The following is a 13,794-nucleotide window of genomic DNA, read 5'->3' on the forward strand; positions in this document are numbered from 1 at the left end:
TCACATTCCGCCGAGGGAACCTACTCGCAGCCGGTCACATCTCCACAGTTGACACACAGTTGGTCAGTTGTTGATCACCCTGCGGCAGCCTTTTGTAAAGGATTGCCATAAAAGGCCGCGAAAGTGATCATTTTGGCTTTACGTGGACATGACTTATCCGTAAGGGTTTCGTCTGGGGCCCGACCAGCTCCCGTGGTGCTCAACGGCGCCATGCCGCAAGGCGGTTGGTGATCCCGGCCGTCTTCGAACGAAGGAACCCTGATCAGTGCGTAGACCGCACATACGCAGCGTGGCGGTTGCCGTCGCCGTGACGACGGCCGCCACGGGCCTCGCCGGTACTGCATTCGCGGGTCCCTCCACGGGGGTGGAGCACGGCGTGACGTCGGAGGCCTCGACGGCCGCGTCGGTGGTGTCGGCGGCGCGTGCCGCCGCCTTCGCCCACGCGTCGGCGACCGGCGTCTCCCAGGGCGACCAGCTTCACGCCCAGGACGTGATGACCGATCCCGAGGGCGCCCGGCACGTCCGGTTCGTCCGGACGCACAATGGAATGCCGGTGCTCGGTGGCGACCTCGTCGTCCACCTCTCCCGGCAGCTGGCCTACGCGGGTGTCACCCGCGCGGCCGGCCACGCCGTCAAGCCCGCCGCATCGCAGGCGAAGCTGACCGCCGAGCAGGCGGAGCAGAAGGCCGCCGCGGCCGCCAAGGGCGACGCGGGCAGCGCCCAGCTCGTGGTGGACGCCCGTGGGGGCGCCTCGGCCCTCGCCTACCAGGTGACGGTGACCGACAGCAGCACCACCGAGGGCAACGGCGCCCGGACGGTCGTCGTCGACGCCGTTACGGGCAAGGTGCGCAGCAACGCTCCCGTCAGCGACGAGTTCCTGTCGCCGAAGCTGCTCGACACCCTGCAGAAGCGGGGCGAGACGATCGACCCGGCCACGGGCCTCGGTACCCAGGGTGCCGGCCTCGCCGACTCGTCGCTGTCCTCGGTGTCGTCTTCGGCCGGCGCCACCGGCTACCCGAAGACGGTGGCGGGCACCGGCAAGTCGCTGTTCGTCGGCACGGTCGGGCTGACCGTCCAGCAGACGGCCCGTACGACCTTCCTGCTGAAGGACCCGAACCGCTACGGCACCGAGACCCGGGACGCCAAGGGGACGGAGACCGAGAGCTTCGGCGCCGGCAAGAAGATCACCAGCTCCAGCAAGACCTTCGGCAACGGCACGACCTCCAGCCGCGCCAGCGCCGCAGTCGACGCCCAGTACGGCATCACCAAGACCCTGGACTTCTACAAGAAGACCTTCAACCGCAAGGGCATTGCGAACAACAGCAAGCCCGCCAAGGGCATGGTGCACTGGGGCAAGAAGGTCGCCAACGCCTTCTGGGACCCGACGTGCGGCTGCATGCTGTACGGCGACGGTGACGGCGACATGTTCAAGAAGCCGCTCGTCGTCCTCGACGTCACCGGTCACGAGCTGACCCACGGCGTGGTGGACGCGACCGCGAAGCTCGAGCCTACCTTCGTCGACGAGCAGGGCAACCAGTACGGCGAGCCCGGTTCGCTGAACGAGTCGCTGGCCGACATCTTCGGCTCCAACGTCGAGTTCTTCACCAAGAACACGAAGGACACGCCGGACTACCTGATCGGCGAGAAGCTGGGCCTCCAGCAGAAGTTCCTGCGCCGCCTCGACCACCCGTCGCTGGACCGGCTCGAGGGCACGATCGACTACTGGAAGCCCGAGGTGTACTACACCGAGGTGCACGCCGGTTCCGGTGTCTCCTCGCACGCGTACTACCTCCTCGCGGAGGGCAGCGGCCAGAAGACGATCAACGGCGTCAAGTACGACTCGCCGACCTACGACGGCGGGACCGTCAAGGGCATCGGCCGGACCAAGGCCACGGCGATCTTCTACCGTGCCCTGACCCGCTACATGGTCTCCTCGACCGACTTCCACGACGCGCGTGTCGCGACGCTGAAGGCGGCCAAGGACCTGTACGGCGCCTCCAGCGTCGAGTACAAGACGGTCGACCGGGCCTGGGCCGCGGTCAACGTCACCGCCGCGAACATGCCGGCCGCCCGTCACTGACGACAGGCCGGTCGCACGGCAGACCAGGGTGCCCCGCCATGCGCGGGGCACCCGCATGTCGGCCCCCGGTACAACTGCCTTTCCGGCAACCGTGGACACCCCCGGCTGGACCCGGCACGCGGGCCCCGGCGGCTGGAACGACCTGGACTCCCTCGACGTCGGCAACGGCGGTCACCGACTTCGACCGGATCCTGCGCAGCCCCTACGACCCCGAGCGGATCCTGCCCTTCTTCGACGGCGGCGACCATCTGCACCCCAACGACAAGGGCATGCGGGCCATGGCGGACGCCGTCGAACCGGACCGGCTCGACTGTCACCCGGAGACGGTCGGCTCCGGGGTGATCAGGCCCTCGCGGTAGGCGATGGCCACCGCCTCCGTGCGGCTCGCGGCGCCCAGCTTGGCGAGGATGTTGGAGACGTGGACGCTCGCGGTCTTGCCGGTGATGAACAGCTCCTCGCCGATCTGACGGTTGCTGCGGCCCCGTGCGAGGAGCCGCAGCACGTCCTGCTCTCGGGCGGTGAGCGGTGCTGTGCGCGCCTCGCCCGACGGAGTGTCCGCGAGGCGGCCACGGCGGATCAGGGCGTCGATCCGCTCCAGCAGCGGCGCGGCGCGCAGCCGGGCGGCCGTCTGCCGGGCCTCGAGCGCCGGGGCGGCCGCATCCGCCCGGCGGTCGGCCGCCAACAGGGCCTCGGCCAGGCGTATCTGACACCGCGCCCGCTCGTACACCTCACCGTGCTCGAACGCCGTGACCGCCTGCTGCCAGGCCGCCGCGTCCGGCCCGGACACCGCCCGCACCCACTCAGCCTCGGCGCGGGCCAGCCACGCCAGGCCCTCGGGACCCTGAGTGCCGCCGTCACCGCCCCGCTCGGCCGTGGTCCGCGCCAGCTCCACGAGTTCGCTCGCGGTGTCCGTCCAGCGCAGCCTTCCCGCCTCGTCACCGGTGCGGCGCAGCTCGGCGGCTTGGTCGGCCACGGCGGCGAGACAGAGCGCGGCCAGCCGGACCGTGACGTCGGGGCGCCGGCCCGAGTCGTCGGTGAGGGCTGTGACCGTCGCCCGCATCCGCTCCACGGCCGCCTCGGCATCGCCGTCCAGGGCCGCGGCGTCCGTCAGCGCGATGCCCGCGACGAGCGTCCCCATCCAGTCGAAGGGCCCGTCCAGCAGGGCGCGGGCACCCTCGACGGCTGCCCGGTCGCCGCGTGCCAGCGCCACGTACAGCACGGGACCGGCGGCGTAGCCGTCCACCTGCGCGGCGTCCGCGTGTGCCGCGCGCACGCACTCGTCCCAGCGGCCCAGCGTGTACAGCACCAGCAGCCGCAGATAGCGCATCTCGCGCGGATACGGCGAGGAGAGCAGCCCGGCACGACGGGCCCGCTCCAGCCCCTCGTCCAGCCACGGCAGACAGTCCTGGAGGTCGCCGGACTCGAAGCAGCCCACGGCGAGATTGAACAGCGCCCGCATCTCCACCGGCGCATGCCCGGAGCTCCTGGCCAGTTCCCGCGCCTCCCGCAGCCGCTCCCGGCCCTGCGGGGTGCGGCGGCCGCCCCCTTCGAGACCTGCCAGGGAGATCAGCAGATCGGCCCGCGCATCGGTCACCCCCAGCTCCTCGGCCACGCGCAGGGCCCGGCGGGCGACCCGGAGCGCGGTCCCGTCCTCGCCGACCTGACGCGCCGCCATGACATGGGTCGCGGCCGCCCACACCCACGTCCGGGACGGCGGCTCGGCCGGGATCATGGCGAGCGCCTCGCTGCTGTACTCGAAGGCGGCCGTCAGACTGTCGACGCTCAGCAGATTCCCGGCGAGCGTGTAGCGGACCCGGGCGGCGAGCTCGGAGTCGGCGTCCTGGCCGACTCCGGCGAGCGCGGCCCGGGTGAGGGACACCGCCCGGTGCGAGTCCCCGGCGTGCGCGGCGGCTGCAGAAGCGCGCAGCGTCAGCGTCACCCGGTCGGGTCCGGCGCCCGCCGGCCGCGCGGCCGGCTCCACCGAGGGCCACAGTTCGAGCGCGGTCTCCAGGTGCCGCAGCTCCTCGGCGGGCGCGCCCACCCGCTGGGCGTGGTCGGCGGCCTCGAGCGACGCGGCGAGCGCCTCCGGCAGATCGTGGCTCTCGCGGTAGTGATGGGCGCGCTCCGCCGCGCTCTCGGCCGTCCGGCCGCTCGCGGCGAGCAGCCGGGCGAACGCGCCGTGCAGCCGGGACCGTTCGCCGGGCAGCAGATCGGCGTACACCGCCTCGCGTGCGAGGGCGTGGCGGAAGGAGTACGTGTCCCCGTCACCGGGAACGAGCAGCTGCCGTCCGACGGCCTCGCGCAGCGCCGACTCCAGCTCGTCCTGCGGGAGTCCGACCGCGTCGCGCAGCAGGTCGTGGCCGACGCGCCGCCCGGCGACGGCGGCGGTGCGCAGCACCTGCTGGGCGGTGTCGGACAGTTGCTCGACCCGGATGAGAAGCAGGTCCGCGAGCCCGCTGGGCACCCCGTCGGCGTCCGCGCCGGTCGCCGCAACCAGTTCCTCCACGTAGAAGGCGTTGCCCTCGGCGCGCTGCACGATCCGGTGGACGGTGGCCTCCGGCAGCGGACGGTCCTGCAGTGCCCGGACCAGCCGGGCCACCTCGGGGTCGGCCAGCGGCCGCAGTTCCAGGCGCTCGACCGAGGGCAGCCGGACGAGTTCGGCCAGCAGGGGGCGCAGGGGGTGGCGGCGGTGCAGGTCGTCCGCGCGGTACGAGGCGAACACCGTGAGCCGGTGGGCGGGCGCGCCGCCGGCCGACCTCTGCAGGATGCCGCGGCTGAGCAGGAACCTGAGCAGGTCCCGCGAGGACTGGTCGGCCCAGTGGAGATCCTCCAGGACGACGAGCAGGGGAGCGAGGTCCGCGAGGTCGGCCAGCAGTCCCGCCACGCCCTCGAAGAGCCGCAGCCGGCCGTCCGCGTCCCGTGCCACGTCCGACCCGCCGCCCAGCAGCCGGTCCACCACCGGATGCGCGGCGACAGCGGCGGCGAACCGCTCGTCGGCGGCGAGCGCGCCGAGTATCTCGGTGAACGGCAGATACGGCAGGCCGACGTCACCGAGGTCGACGCAGTGTCCGGTGACCACTGTCGTCCCGGCCCCCGCCGCCCGCCCGGCGGCCTCGTCCAGCATCCGTGTCTTGCCGACCCCCGCGTCCCCGGCGATCAGCACGGCCCGCGCCTCGCCGCGCCGGGCACGCTCCAGCACACCCGTGAGGCGGTCGAGTTCCTCGTCCCGGCCGATCAGCGGTGGTGTGGTGAAGGCGGTCTGCGGCACGGACCCATCCTGGCACGCGGCACCGACAATGCGGCCCGCGGCCCATGATCGCGGATGTTCAGCGCAGGGTCTGCGCCCAGTTCCCCGGCACCCGTCCGGCCGGGCCCGGCGTGGGCTGGTCCGCGGGGTGGGCGACCGGCGGGACGAGCTCGGGACCGGATTCGTACAACTCGTTGGTGTCGTAGTTCCAGAACCAGCCCTCGCCCGGCTCGAAGCTGCGGATGACCGGGTGCCCGGTGGCCCGGTAGTGGGCCGTGGCGTGCTTGGCGGGGGAGTCGTCGCAACAGCCGATGTGCCCGCACTGCGTACAGCGGCGCAGATGGAACCACCAGCCGCCGACCTCGTCGCACTCCACGCAGCCGGTGCCGCTGGGCGGGACGCTCGGGTCGATCGCGGGATCGGTACTCATGCTGTCTCCTCGGGCGTCTCGGCGGTCATGGGCAGCAGGACCTGGAAGCGGGTGTCGCCGGGCACCGACTCGACCTGGAGGCTGCCGTGGTGCTTGTTGACGACGATCCGCCAGGAGATGTCCAGGCCCAGGCCGGTGCCCTGGCCGACCGGCTTGGTGGTGAAGAACGGGTCGAAGATCCGGCTCTTGATCTCCGGGGCGATCCCCGGACCGGTGTCCCGGAACTCCACCAGCACCCGCTCGTGGTCGAGCGCCGTCCGCACGGTCAGCGTGCCTTCTCCGCCGGCGTCGTTCATGGCGCAGACCGCGTTGTCGATGAGGTTGGTCCACACCTGGTTGAGTTCGGCCGGGTAGCCCGGGACCGGCGGGAGCGTGCGGTCGTACTCCTTGACCACCTCGATGCGCTGCCCGATCTTGCCGGACAGCATCAGCAGTGTGCTGTCGAGGAGTTCGTGCACGTCCACCATCCGGTAGGGCGCCCGGTCCAGTTGCGAGTACTGCTTGGCGGCGTCGACCAGATGCGAGATACGGGTGGTGGAGTCCTCGATCTCGTTCATCAGCAGTTCGGTCTCGATGGTGTAGTTGAGCCATCCGACCGCCCCGGGGAGGATCTCCTCTCCGACGGCCGCCGCGACCTGCTCCAGCCAGTCGACGTCGAGTCCGGCCTGGACGAAGGTGGGCGCCAGCTGCCAGCCGTGGTCGATGCCGTGGTTCTCCAGCCAGTCGGTGAGCACGTCCTCCCGGTCCGACGCCTCCAGCGGGCTGAGCGCCGGTGCCTTGGAGACCCGCTCCGCGGTGCGCTCCTGGATCTCGATCAGGTCCGCCAACGCGTCGCGGGAGAAGGGCCCTTCGGCGATCACGGCGAGCTTGTGCCGCATCTTCGCGACCCGCTCCCGCAGCGTCGAGGTTGCCCGGACGGCCGCTGCCGCGGGGTTGTTGAGCTCGTGCGTGAGCCCGGCCGACAGGGAGCCGAGCGCCAGCAGCCGCTCCCGCTGCCCGATGGCGGCCTGCATGCTCTTGGAACCGAAGAACAGGCCCTCCAGCAGGTGCACCGCCATCGGGAACCACTCGCTCATGATCTCCGCGAAGGTGTCCCCCGGCAGGACGAAGAACCTCGTCGGCTCCGTCACCCGCATCGAGTTGTTGTACACCTGGCGCACCCGGTCGCCGAGATAGGCCTGCATGGCGCCCGCGTACACACCGCGCTGCGAGGTCCGGGTGACCTCCACGTCGTCGCCGCCGACCCGGCGCGAGAGCACGACCGTGCCCTCGATCATCACATAGAAGCAGGTGGCCGGATCACCTTCGGTGTAGACCGGGCCGGGCTGGAACAGCTCCACCCGCCCCGTGCTGCACAACCGCCCGAGCTGCTCCGGTGCCAGCTTCTCGAACAGGAACAGCGAGCCGATCTCCTTCGGGCTGCACGGCATCAGCTGCCCGCTCATGACTGCTCCAGATACCGGTGGACGAGCATCACGGCCATGGCTCCTTCTCCGACGGCGGACGCGACACGCTTGGCGGACTCGGCGCGGGCGTCGCCCGCCACGAACACGCCGGGAACGCTGGTCTCCAAGTGGTACGGCGGCCGGTCCAGCTCCCAGCTCGCCGGCGGCCGGCCGTCGGGGGTGAGATCGGGGCCGGCGAGGATGAAACCGCGCTCGTCGCGCAGCACGGTCTCGCCCAGCCAGTCGGTCAGCGGGGCCGCGCCGATGAACACGAACATCCACTGGGCGTCGACCAGTTCGCTCTCACCGCTCGCCACATGACGCAGCGTCAGCCGCTCCAGTCGGTCGGTGCCGTGTGCGGCGTCGACCACCGTGTGACTGCGCACCGAGATGTTCGGGGCCTCGTTGATCTGCTGGATCAGGTAGTACGACATCGACGCCGACAGATCGGCGCCGCGCACCAGCAGCGTCACCGACTTGGCGAACCTGGACAGGTACATCGCCGCCTGGCCCGCCGAGTTGGCGCCGCCGACGATGTACACGTCGTGCCCCTGGCAGGAGGCCGCCTCGGTCAGTGCGGAGCCGTAGAACACCCCGCATCCGGTGAGGTCGATGCAGCCCTGGGCCTCCAGCTGCCGGTACTGCACGCCCGTCGCCAGGATCACGCTGTGCGCCGCGATCGCGGAACCGTCCGCGAACCGTACGACGCGGGCCGCCCCGTTGACCTCGAGTGCCGTCACCTCGCGCGCGGTGAGGATCTCGGCACCGAACTTCGCGGCCTGCCGCCGGGCACGTTCGGTGAGCTGGCCGCCCGAGACGCCGTCGGGGAAGCCGAGGTAGTTCTCGATCCGCGAGCTCTGCCCGGCCTGCCCGCCGGTCGCCGACCGCTCCACCAGCACGGTCCGCAGCCCCTCCGACGCCCCGTACACCGCCGCGCCGAGCCCGGCCGGGCCGCCGCCGATGACGACGAGGTCGTAGAAGTCGGCCGTCGGCGTGGTCGCCAGCCCCACCCGGGCGGCCAGCTCCGGCGCCTCGGGCTCCACCAGGGGCGTTCCGTCCGGAGTGATCACCAGGGGCAGGCGTTGCCCGTCCTGCCCGGCCGCGGCCAGCAGCCGCTGCCCCTCCGGCTCCTCGACGGAGTACCAGCGGTACGGCACCTGGTTGCGGGCCAGGAACTCGCGCACGTCCGACGAACGCGCCGACCAGCGGTGACCGACGACCTTGGTGCTGGGCACGCAATGGAAGTCGCTGCGCCGCCATGCCTCCAGCAGGTCGTCCAGCACCGGATAGAGCTTCTCCTCCGGAGGGTCCCACGGCTTGAGCAGATAGTGGTCCAGGTCCACGACGTTGATCGCGTCGATCGCCGCGTTGGTGTCGGCGTACGCGGTCAGCAGCACCCGCCGCGCGCCCGGGTACACGTCCAGGGCCTGTTCCAGGAACTCGATGCCGTTCATCTGCGGCATCCGGTAGTCGGCCAGGATGACCGCCACCAGGTCGCCGCGCAGCTTCAGCTCGCGCAGCGCCTCCAGTGCGGACTCGCCGGACTCCGCGCGCACGATCCGGTGCGACTCGCCGTAGCGCCGCCGCAGGTCCCGGGCGACGGCCCGGGACACTCCCGGGTCGTCGTCCACGGTCATGATGACGGTCCGCGCTGTGTCGGCGGCCTGTGCCATACGTCTCCCACCCCGAGAGGTCGTTTCACGGGACGGTGTCGCCGTTGTCACCGCACCGGTTTCCGCCCATCGTATGTTCGATCGCCCGGATTCGCTCCGGTACGCGGAAGCGGGCGGCCACGCGGCAGGGGGCGGCCGGGAGAGCGCGGTCAGTGGTGCCGCGAGCTCAGCACGCAGAACTCGTTGCCCTCCGGGTCCGTGAGCACGGTCCAGGGCTGCTCGCCCTGTCCGACGTCCGCGCGCCCGGCACCGAGGGACAGCAGCCGGGCGACCTCGGACTCCTGGTCGTCGGGACGGAAGTCGAGGTGGAGCCGGTTCTTGACGGTCTTCGCCTCCGGCACCGCCACGAACAGCAGCCCCGCCAGCCGGTCCGGCTCCGGCCGGATCTAGTACTCGTCGGGGGCGTCGTCGACCACCACCCAGCCCAGTGCCGTGGCCCACCAGCGCCCCAGCGTCACCGGGTCGGCCGCGTCCACGGTCACCTGCTCCCACTGCATCGCCATGGTCGCAGCGTAGTGAAGACTGGCCCGGAGAACTGCGGATCACGAGGAGGCCTGAGCATGACACGCCCGATCACGGCAGGGGTCGACGGTACGGAGGAGAGTCTCGCCGCGCTGGCGTGGGCGGGGCGGGAGGCCGTACGCCGGGAACTGCCGCTGCGCGTGGTGCATGCCTGGCGGTTCCACCCGCACGAGGCGGAGGCCGCCGGGGACCGGGACACACAGCACCGGTGGGTCTCGGACGGGGTCGCGCAGGCCGTGCGCGCCGTCACCGAGCGCCACCCGGAGCTGACGGTGACCGTGGACGTGGTCGAGGGGCACGCCGTCGAGGCACTGGTCGGGGCCGCGGCCGAGGCGGAGATGCTGGTGCTCGGCTCGCGCGGTCACGGGCCTGTGGTGGGGTTCCTGCTCGGCTCGGTCGGACAGCAGGTGATCGCCGAGGCCGCGCGGCCCGTGGTCCTGGTGCGCGCCGGGGACCGCCCGGCCGCCGAGGCGGCCGGGCGGGAGGTGATCGTGGGCCAGCAGGGCGGCCCGGAGGACAGCGAGGCCGCGCTGCGGTTCGCGTTCGAGACGGCGGCGGCCCGCGGGGCGACGGTCCGCGCCGTACGGGCCTGGACGCTGCCGCCCGTCTTCGCCTACAGCCCGGGTTCGCTGAAGCTCCTCGACGAGGCCGGCGGCCTGGAATCGTACGAGAAGAAGGCCCTGGCCGACGCGCTGAAGCCGTGGCGGGAGCGTTTCCCCGCCGTCCGTGTGGCCGAGCAGGTGGAGATGGGCAGCGCGGGCCAGGTGCTGCTGTCCGTCGCCGGACAGGCCCAGTTGATGGTCGTCGGGCGGCGCGCGCATCGCACGGCGGTCGGCGCCCGGATCGGCTCGGTGGCGCACGGGGTGCTGCACCACGCCGACTGCCCGGTGGCCGTGGTCCCGCACGACTGACCTACTCCGGAGCGGTCGGCTCCAGCGTCTCGCGCGCCTTGGGGAGGACGTTGTCGATGTAGGCCTGGACCGCCGTGTCCAGGCCTATGTCCTGCTGCGCCCGCTCGGACAGGTACCAGCGGTGTTCGAGCAGCTCGTGGTAGATCTCGGCAGAGTCCATGGAGCCGCGCAGATCGAGCGGTACGGCGCGCACGGTGGGCCGGAACACGTCCCGCACCCAGCGGTGGGCCAGCACCTCCGGGCGCGCGGCGAGGGGATCGCCGGGCCCGTAGTCGTCCTGGGTGGCCATCCAGCTCTCCAGGTCGTTGAGCAGCCTGCGGGCCTGGTTCTCCTCGGTGTCCAGTCCGGTCAGGCGCAGCAGCTGGCGCTGGTGGTGGCCGGCGTCGACGACCTTCGGTACGAACGTCACCGTGTCGCCGTCGGGGGAGTGCTCGATCTGCATCTCGGCCACGTCGAAGCCGAGGTCGTTCAGGCGCCGTATCCGGCGTTCTATGTAGTGGTACTTGCCCGCCGGGTACACGGACGTACGGGTCAGCTCCTGCCACAGGCTCCGGTAGCGGGCGCAGATCTCCGAGCCGAACTCGATCGGGTCGACGGACGGGTGCAGAGCCCCCGACGCCTCCAGGTCCAGCAGTTCGCCGCTGATGTTCACCCGCGCGAGATCGAGGTCGTAGTCCCGCTGCCCCGGGCTGAGCCGCGGGTGCAGGTCGCCGGTCTCCGCGTCCACCAGATAGGCCGCGTACGCGCCCGCGTCCCGCCGGAACAGCGTGTTGGACAGCGAGCAGTCGCCCCAGGCGAACCCGGCCAGATGCAGCCGGACCAGCAGCACGGCGAGGGCGTCCATCAGACGGTGCATGGTCGCCGGGCGCATGGTCGTCTCGAACATCGAGCGGTACGGCATCGAGCCGCCCAGGTGTCGGGTGACCAGCACCGACTCCAGCGGGGCGCCGCCGCCGTCGGTGCGTCCGGTGATGACGGCCAGCGGGTCCACCGCGGGGATGCCCAGCCGGTCCAGGTCGCGCAGCAGCTCGTACTCGCGCAGCGCGGGCCGCTCCGCGAGCTCCTTGACGGCGATCACCTCGTCGCCGGCCCGGGCATAGCGCACGACGTGCCGGGAGATGCCCCGGGGCAGCGGCACGAGATGCTCCTCGGGCCACTCCTCCAGGGGCACGTCCCAGGGGAGTTCGAGCAGGAGCGCGGGGTGCTCCGGGTTGGTCGCGCTGATCTGCAGTGCCATGGGAGGAACCCTAAGGCCGCGTAGCGGGCTTCAGTGCGCCCGCTCCCGGGCCTGCTGGGCGGCCCTGCTCACGGGACCGCAGTGGACCGGGCCGTGGCCGGGCAGCAGGGTGTCGCCGTCCAGTGCCTCGATCAGGTCCAGCGAGGCCACCGCGCGGGCGCGCTCGTGGTGGAACATGTCGGGCAGCAGCTGCGGGCCCTCGGCACGTGCGGTGGCATGGCCGGTGACCAGGGCGTCGCCGGAGACCACGATCCCGGCCCGCGGCAGGTGGTAGACGCAGTGGCCGTCCGTGTGGCCGGGGGTGTGCACCGGGACGGGCCGGCCCGGCAGGTCGAGGGCTCCCGCGCGGGGGAAGGCCTCGGGAGCGGTGACGGGGTGCTGCTCCGCCCCGCCGACGCGCAGCACGTGCACCAGCCACGGCACGACGCCCGGCCGCCAGGCGTTGCGCACCACCTGGCCGACGGTCACCTGCTGGAGGAAGTCACGGCGGGCGTGCGGGACTTCGGCCTCATGGAGGTGGACCGGCGTGCCGTACGTGCTGCGCAGGTACTCGGCCGAGCCGAGGTGGTCGTTGTGGGCGTGGGTGATCAGGACGGCAGCCACGGCCTCAGGTGAACTGCCCACGGCGGCGAGCGAGTCGAGGAGCTGCTGCCGGTCCCCGGGGTAGCCGGTGTCCACCAGTGTCGCGGCGTCCCCCTCCGTGAGGATCACCCAGTTGGTGTTGCTGCCGTGCACCAGGTAGGTGCCGTCCGCCACTTGGTGTACGTCTGCCCGCATGGTCTTCCCGAGGTGTGAGCGCGCCGTTCGACGGGGGACAGCCAACCAGATGGCGGGGGGTCCGCGTCGGGCGGGGTTGCGGGCACTCATTGCACGCCGTGCGGGCGGTACTGGACGCTGATGCGCGGACCGGTGGCGCGCGCCGTCTTGGGGACGCAGTGCTCCCAGGTGCGCTGGCAGGAGCCGCCCATCACGATGAGATCGCCGTGGCCGAGCGGGCGCCGGATCGTGTCGCCGCCGCCCACCGGGCGCAGCAGCAGGTCCCTGGGCGCGCCCACGGAGAGGATGGCGACCATCGTGTCCTCGCGCGCGCCCCGGCCGATCCGGTCGCCGTGCCAGGCGACGCTGTCCCGGCCGTCGCGGTAGTAGCACAGCCCGGCGGTGGAGAAGGGCTCGCCGAGCTCGTCTGCGTAGTGCCGGGAGAGCGCCGCGCGGGCCTCGGCCAGGACCGGGTGCGGCAGCGGGTCGTCAGCGCCGTAGAAGGCGAGCAGCCGCGGAACGTCCACGACGTTGTCGTACATCTTGCGGCGCTCCGCACGCCAGGGCACGTCCGCGGCCAGCTGTTCGAACAGGGCGTCGCCGCCGCTCAGCCAGCCGGGCAGTACGTCGATCCAGGCGCCGGAGCCGAGCCGGGTCCGGCGCATCCCGTCGAGGGCGCCGAGCCGCAGCTCGTCGGTCTGGTCGAACAGGGAGCCCTGGAGGTGCGTGGCCATGGGAGCAGCGTACTCCTAATCGAAAACATGTTCCCTTCGGATCTTGGTGGACGGATCCCGGCGGAGCTCTTTCGATACATTGGTGTATCCGATACATTCACGTATCGAACGGAGGACGGACATGGTGATGGAGGGCACGGCCAAGCGCGTGACCAGGCGCCGGGTCCACACCCGGGCGCGGCTGCTCGAGGCCGCATTCGGCGTGTTCGCCGCGAAGGGCTTCGGGCGGGTGTCCATCGAGGAGGTCTGCGAGGCCGCCGGGTTCAGCCGGGGCGCCTTCTACTCGAACTTCGCCACCCTCGACGAGCTGTTCTTCGCCCTGTACCGGGAACGCGCGGACCTCATCGCGCAGCAGGTGAGCCACGCGCTCGCCGGCGACGGCCCCGACCTGGACGTGCCCGCTTCCGTGGACCGGGTCACCGAGGTGCTGCTGCTGGACGTGGACTGGCTGCTCGTCAAGACCGACTTCCTGGTGCACGCCGCCCGTGACCCCGAGGTCGCCCGGACCCTCCTCGACCACCGGGCCCGCCTCAGAAGCGCCATCGCCGACCGGCTCTCACGGGCCAGGGGCCACACCGAACTGCCCGCCGTGCTCGGCGATGCCGACGCAGCGGCGCACGCCGTGGTCGCCGCGTACGACGGGGTCACTACCCAACTGCTGCTGGACCGGGACGTCGAGACCGCCCGCGCCTGGCTCAGGCAACTGCTCACCGCGCTGCTGACCGATGGGGGCGGCGCCCCCGAACGAGTCGCATAGGG

Annotated in this window: 10 protein-coding genes and 2 pseudogenes; 4 read left to right on the forward strand and 8 right to left on the reverse strand. The window is 71.9% G+C overall.

What is annotated here, in order from left to right:
- The first annotated feature begins 265 nt into the window (after positions 1-265).
- Positions 266-2,080, forward strand: a complete 1,815-nt coding sequence (locus Q8A52_RS14280) for a M4 family metallopeptidase (RefSeq protein ID WP_316751779.1) — start codon at positions 266-268, stop codon at positions 2,078-2,080.
- 167 nt (positions 2,081-2,247) lie between these two features.
- Positions 2,248-2,439: pseudogene (locus tag Q8A52_RS14285) on the forward strand (hypothetical protein); the annotation flags it as partial.
- On the opposite strand, the gene Q8A52_RS14290 reads toward Q8A52_RS14285, so the two are convergent.
- From Q8A52_RS14290 to Q8A52_RS14310, 5 genes and pseudogenes are all read right to left on the reverse strand, one after another.
- Complete coding sequence (locus Q8A52_RS14290) at positions 2,394-5,348, reverse strand: helix-turn-helix transcriptional regulator (RefSeq protein WP_316751781.1); 2,955 nt, start codon at positions 5,346-5,348, stop codon at positions 2,394-2,396. The pseudogene Q8A52_RS14285 and the gene Q8A52_RS14290 overlap by 46 nt on opposite strands.
- Positions 5,349-5,406: 58 nt before the next feature.
- A complete protein-coding gene (locus Q8A52_RS14295) occupies positions 5,407-5,757 on the reverse strand; it encodes a UBP-type zinc finger domain-containing protein (protein WP_316751783.1) in 351 nt (116 codons plus the stop codon).
- Positions 5,754-7,202: an ATP-binding protein gene (locus Q8A52_RS14300; RefSeq protein ID WP_316751785.1), complete on the reverse strand. Its 1,449-nt coding sequence runs from the start codon at positions 7,200-7,202 to the stop codon at positions 5,754-5,756. The genes Q8A52_RS14295 and Q8A52_RS14300 overlap by 4 nt, the downstream gene beginning before the upstream one ends.
- Positions 7,199-8,875, reverse strand: coding sequence for an FAD-dependent oxidoreductase (locus Q8A52_RS14305; protein ID WP_316751787.1), 1,677 nt, complete (start codon positions 8,873-8,875; stop codon positions 7,199-7,201). The genes Q8A52_RS14300 and Q8A52_RS14305 overlap by 4 nt, the downstream gene beginning before the upstream one ends.
- Before the next feature lie 149 nt (positions 8,876-9,024).
- Positions 9,025-9,378, reverse strand: a pseudogene (locus Q8A52_RS14310) (VOC family protein).
- Between the two features lie 57 nt (positions 9,379-9,435).
- Here Q8A52_RS14310 and Q8A52_RS14315 point away from each other — a divergent pair.
- Complete coding sequence (locus Q8A52_RS14315; protein ID WP_316751790.1) at positions 9,436-10,308, forward strand: universal stress protein; 873 nt, start codon at positions 9,436-9,438, stop codon at positions 10,306-10,308.
- Between the two features lies 1 nt (position 10,309).
- Here Q8A52_RS14315 and Q8A52_RS14320 read toward each other — a convergent pair whose 3' ends face one another.
- The 3 genes from Q8A52_RS14320 to Q8A52_RS14330 all read right to left on the reverse strand — a co-directional run bounded on the left by Q8A52_RS14320 (position 10,310) and on the right by Q8A52_RS14330 (position 13,035).
- Entirely contained in the window at positions 10,310-11,545 is a 1,236-nt protein-coding gene (locus tag Q8A52_RS14320) for a DUF4032 domain-containing protein (protein ID WP_316751791.1), read from the reverse strand.
- A 30-nt stretch (positions 11,546-11,575) separates the two neighbouring features.
- On the reverse strand, positions 11,576-12,322 hold the full coding sequence (locus tag Q8A52_RS14325; RefSeq protein ID WP_316751794.1) for an MBL fold metallo-hydrolase: 747 nt from the start codon (positions 12,320-12,322) through the stop codon (positions 11,576-11,578).
- A gap of 86 nt (positions 12,323-12,408) precedes the next feature.
- Positions 12,409-13,035: an alpha-ketoglutarate-dependent dioxygenase AlkB gene (locus Q8A52_RS14330; protein WP_316751795.1), complete on the reverse strand. Its 627-nt coding sequence runs from the start codon at positions 13,033-13,035 to the stop codon at positions 12,409-12,411.
- 121 nt (positions 13,036-13,156) lie between these two features.
- Here Q8A52_RS14330 and Q8A52_RS14335 point away from each other — a divergent pair, with 121 nt between their 5' ends.
- The gene (locus tag Q8A52_RS14335; RefSeq protein WP_316751797.1) at positions 13,157-13,792 is read left to right on the forward strand and encodes a TetR/AcrR family transcriptional regulator; all 636 of its coding nucleotides are present in this window, start codon (positions 13,157-13,159) and stop codon (positions 13,790-13,792) included.
- The last annotated feature ends 2 nt before the right edge of the window (positions 13,793-13,794 follow it).

Source organism: Streptomyces herbicida (assembly GCF_032656585.1).
Classification (GTDB): Bacteria; Actinomycetota; Actinomycetes; order Streptomycetales; family Streptomycetaceae; genus Streptomyces; species Streptomyces herbicida.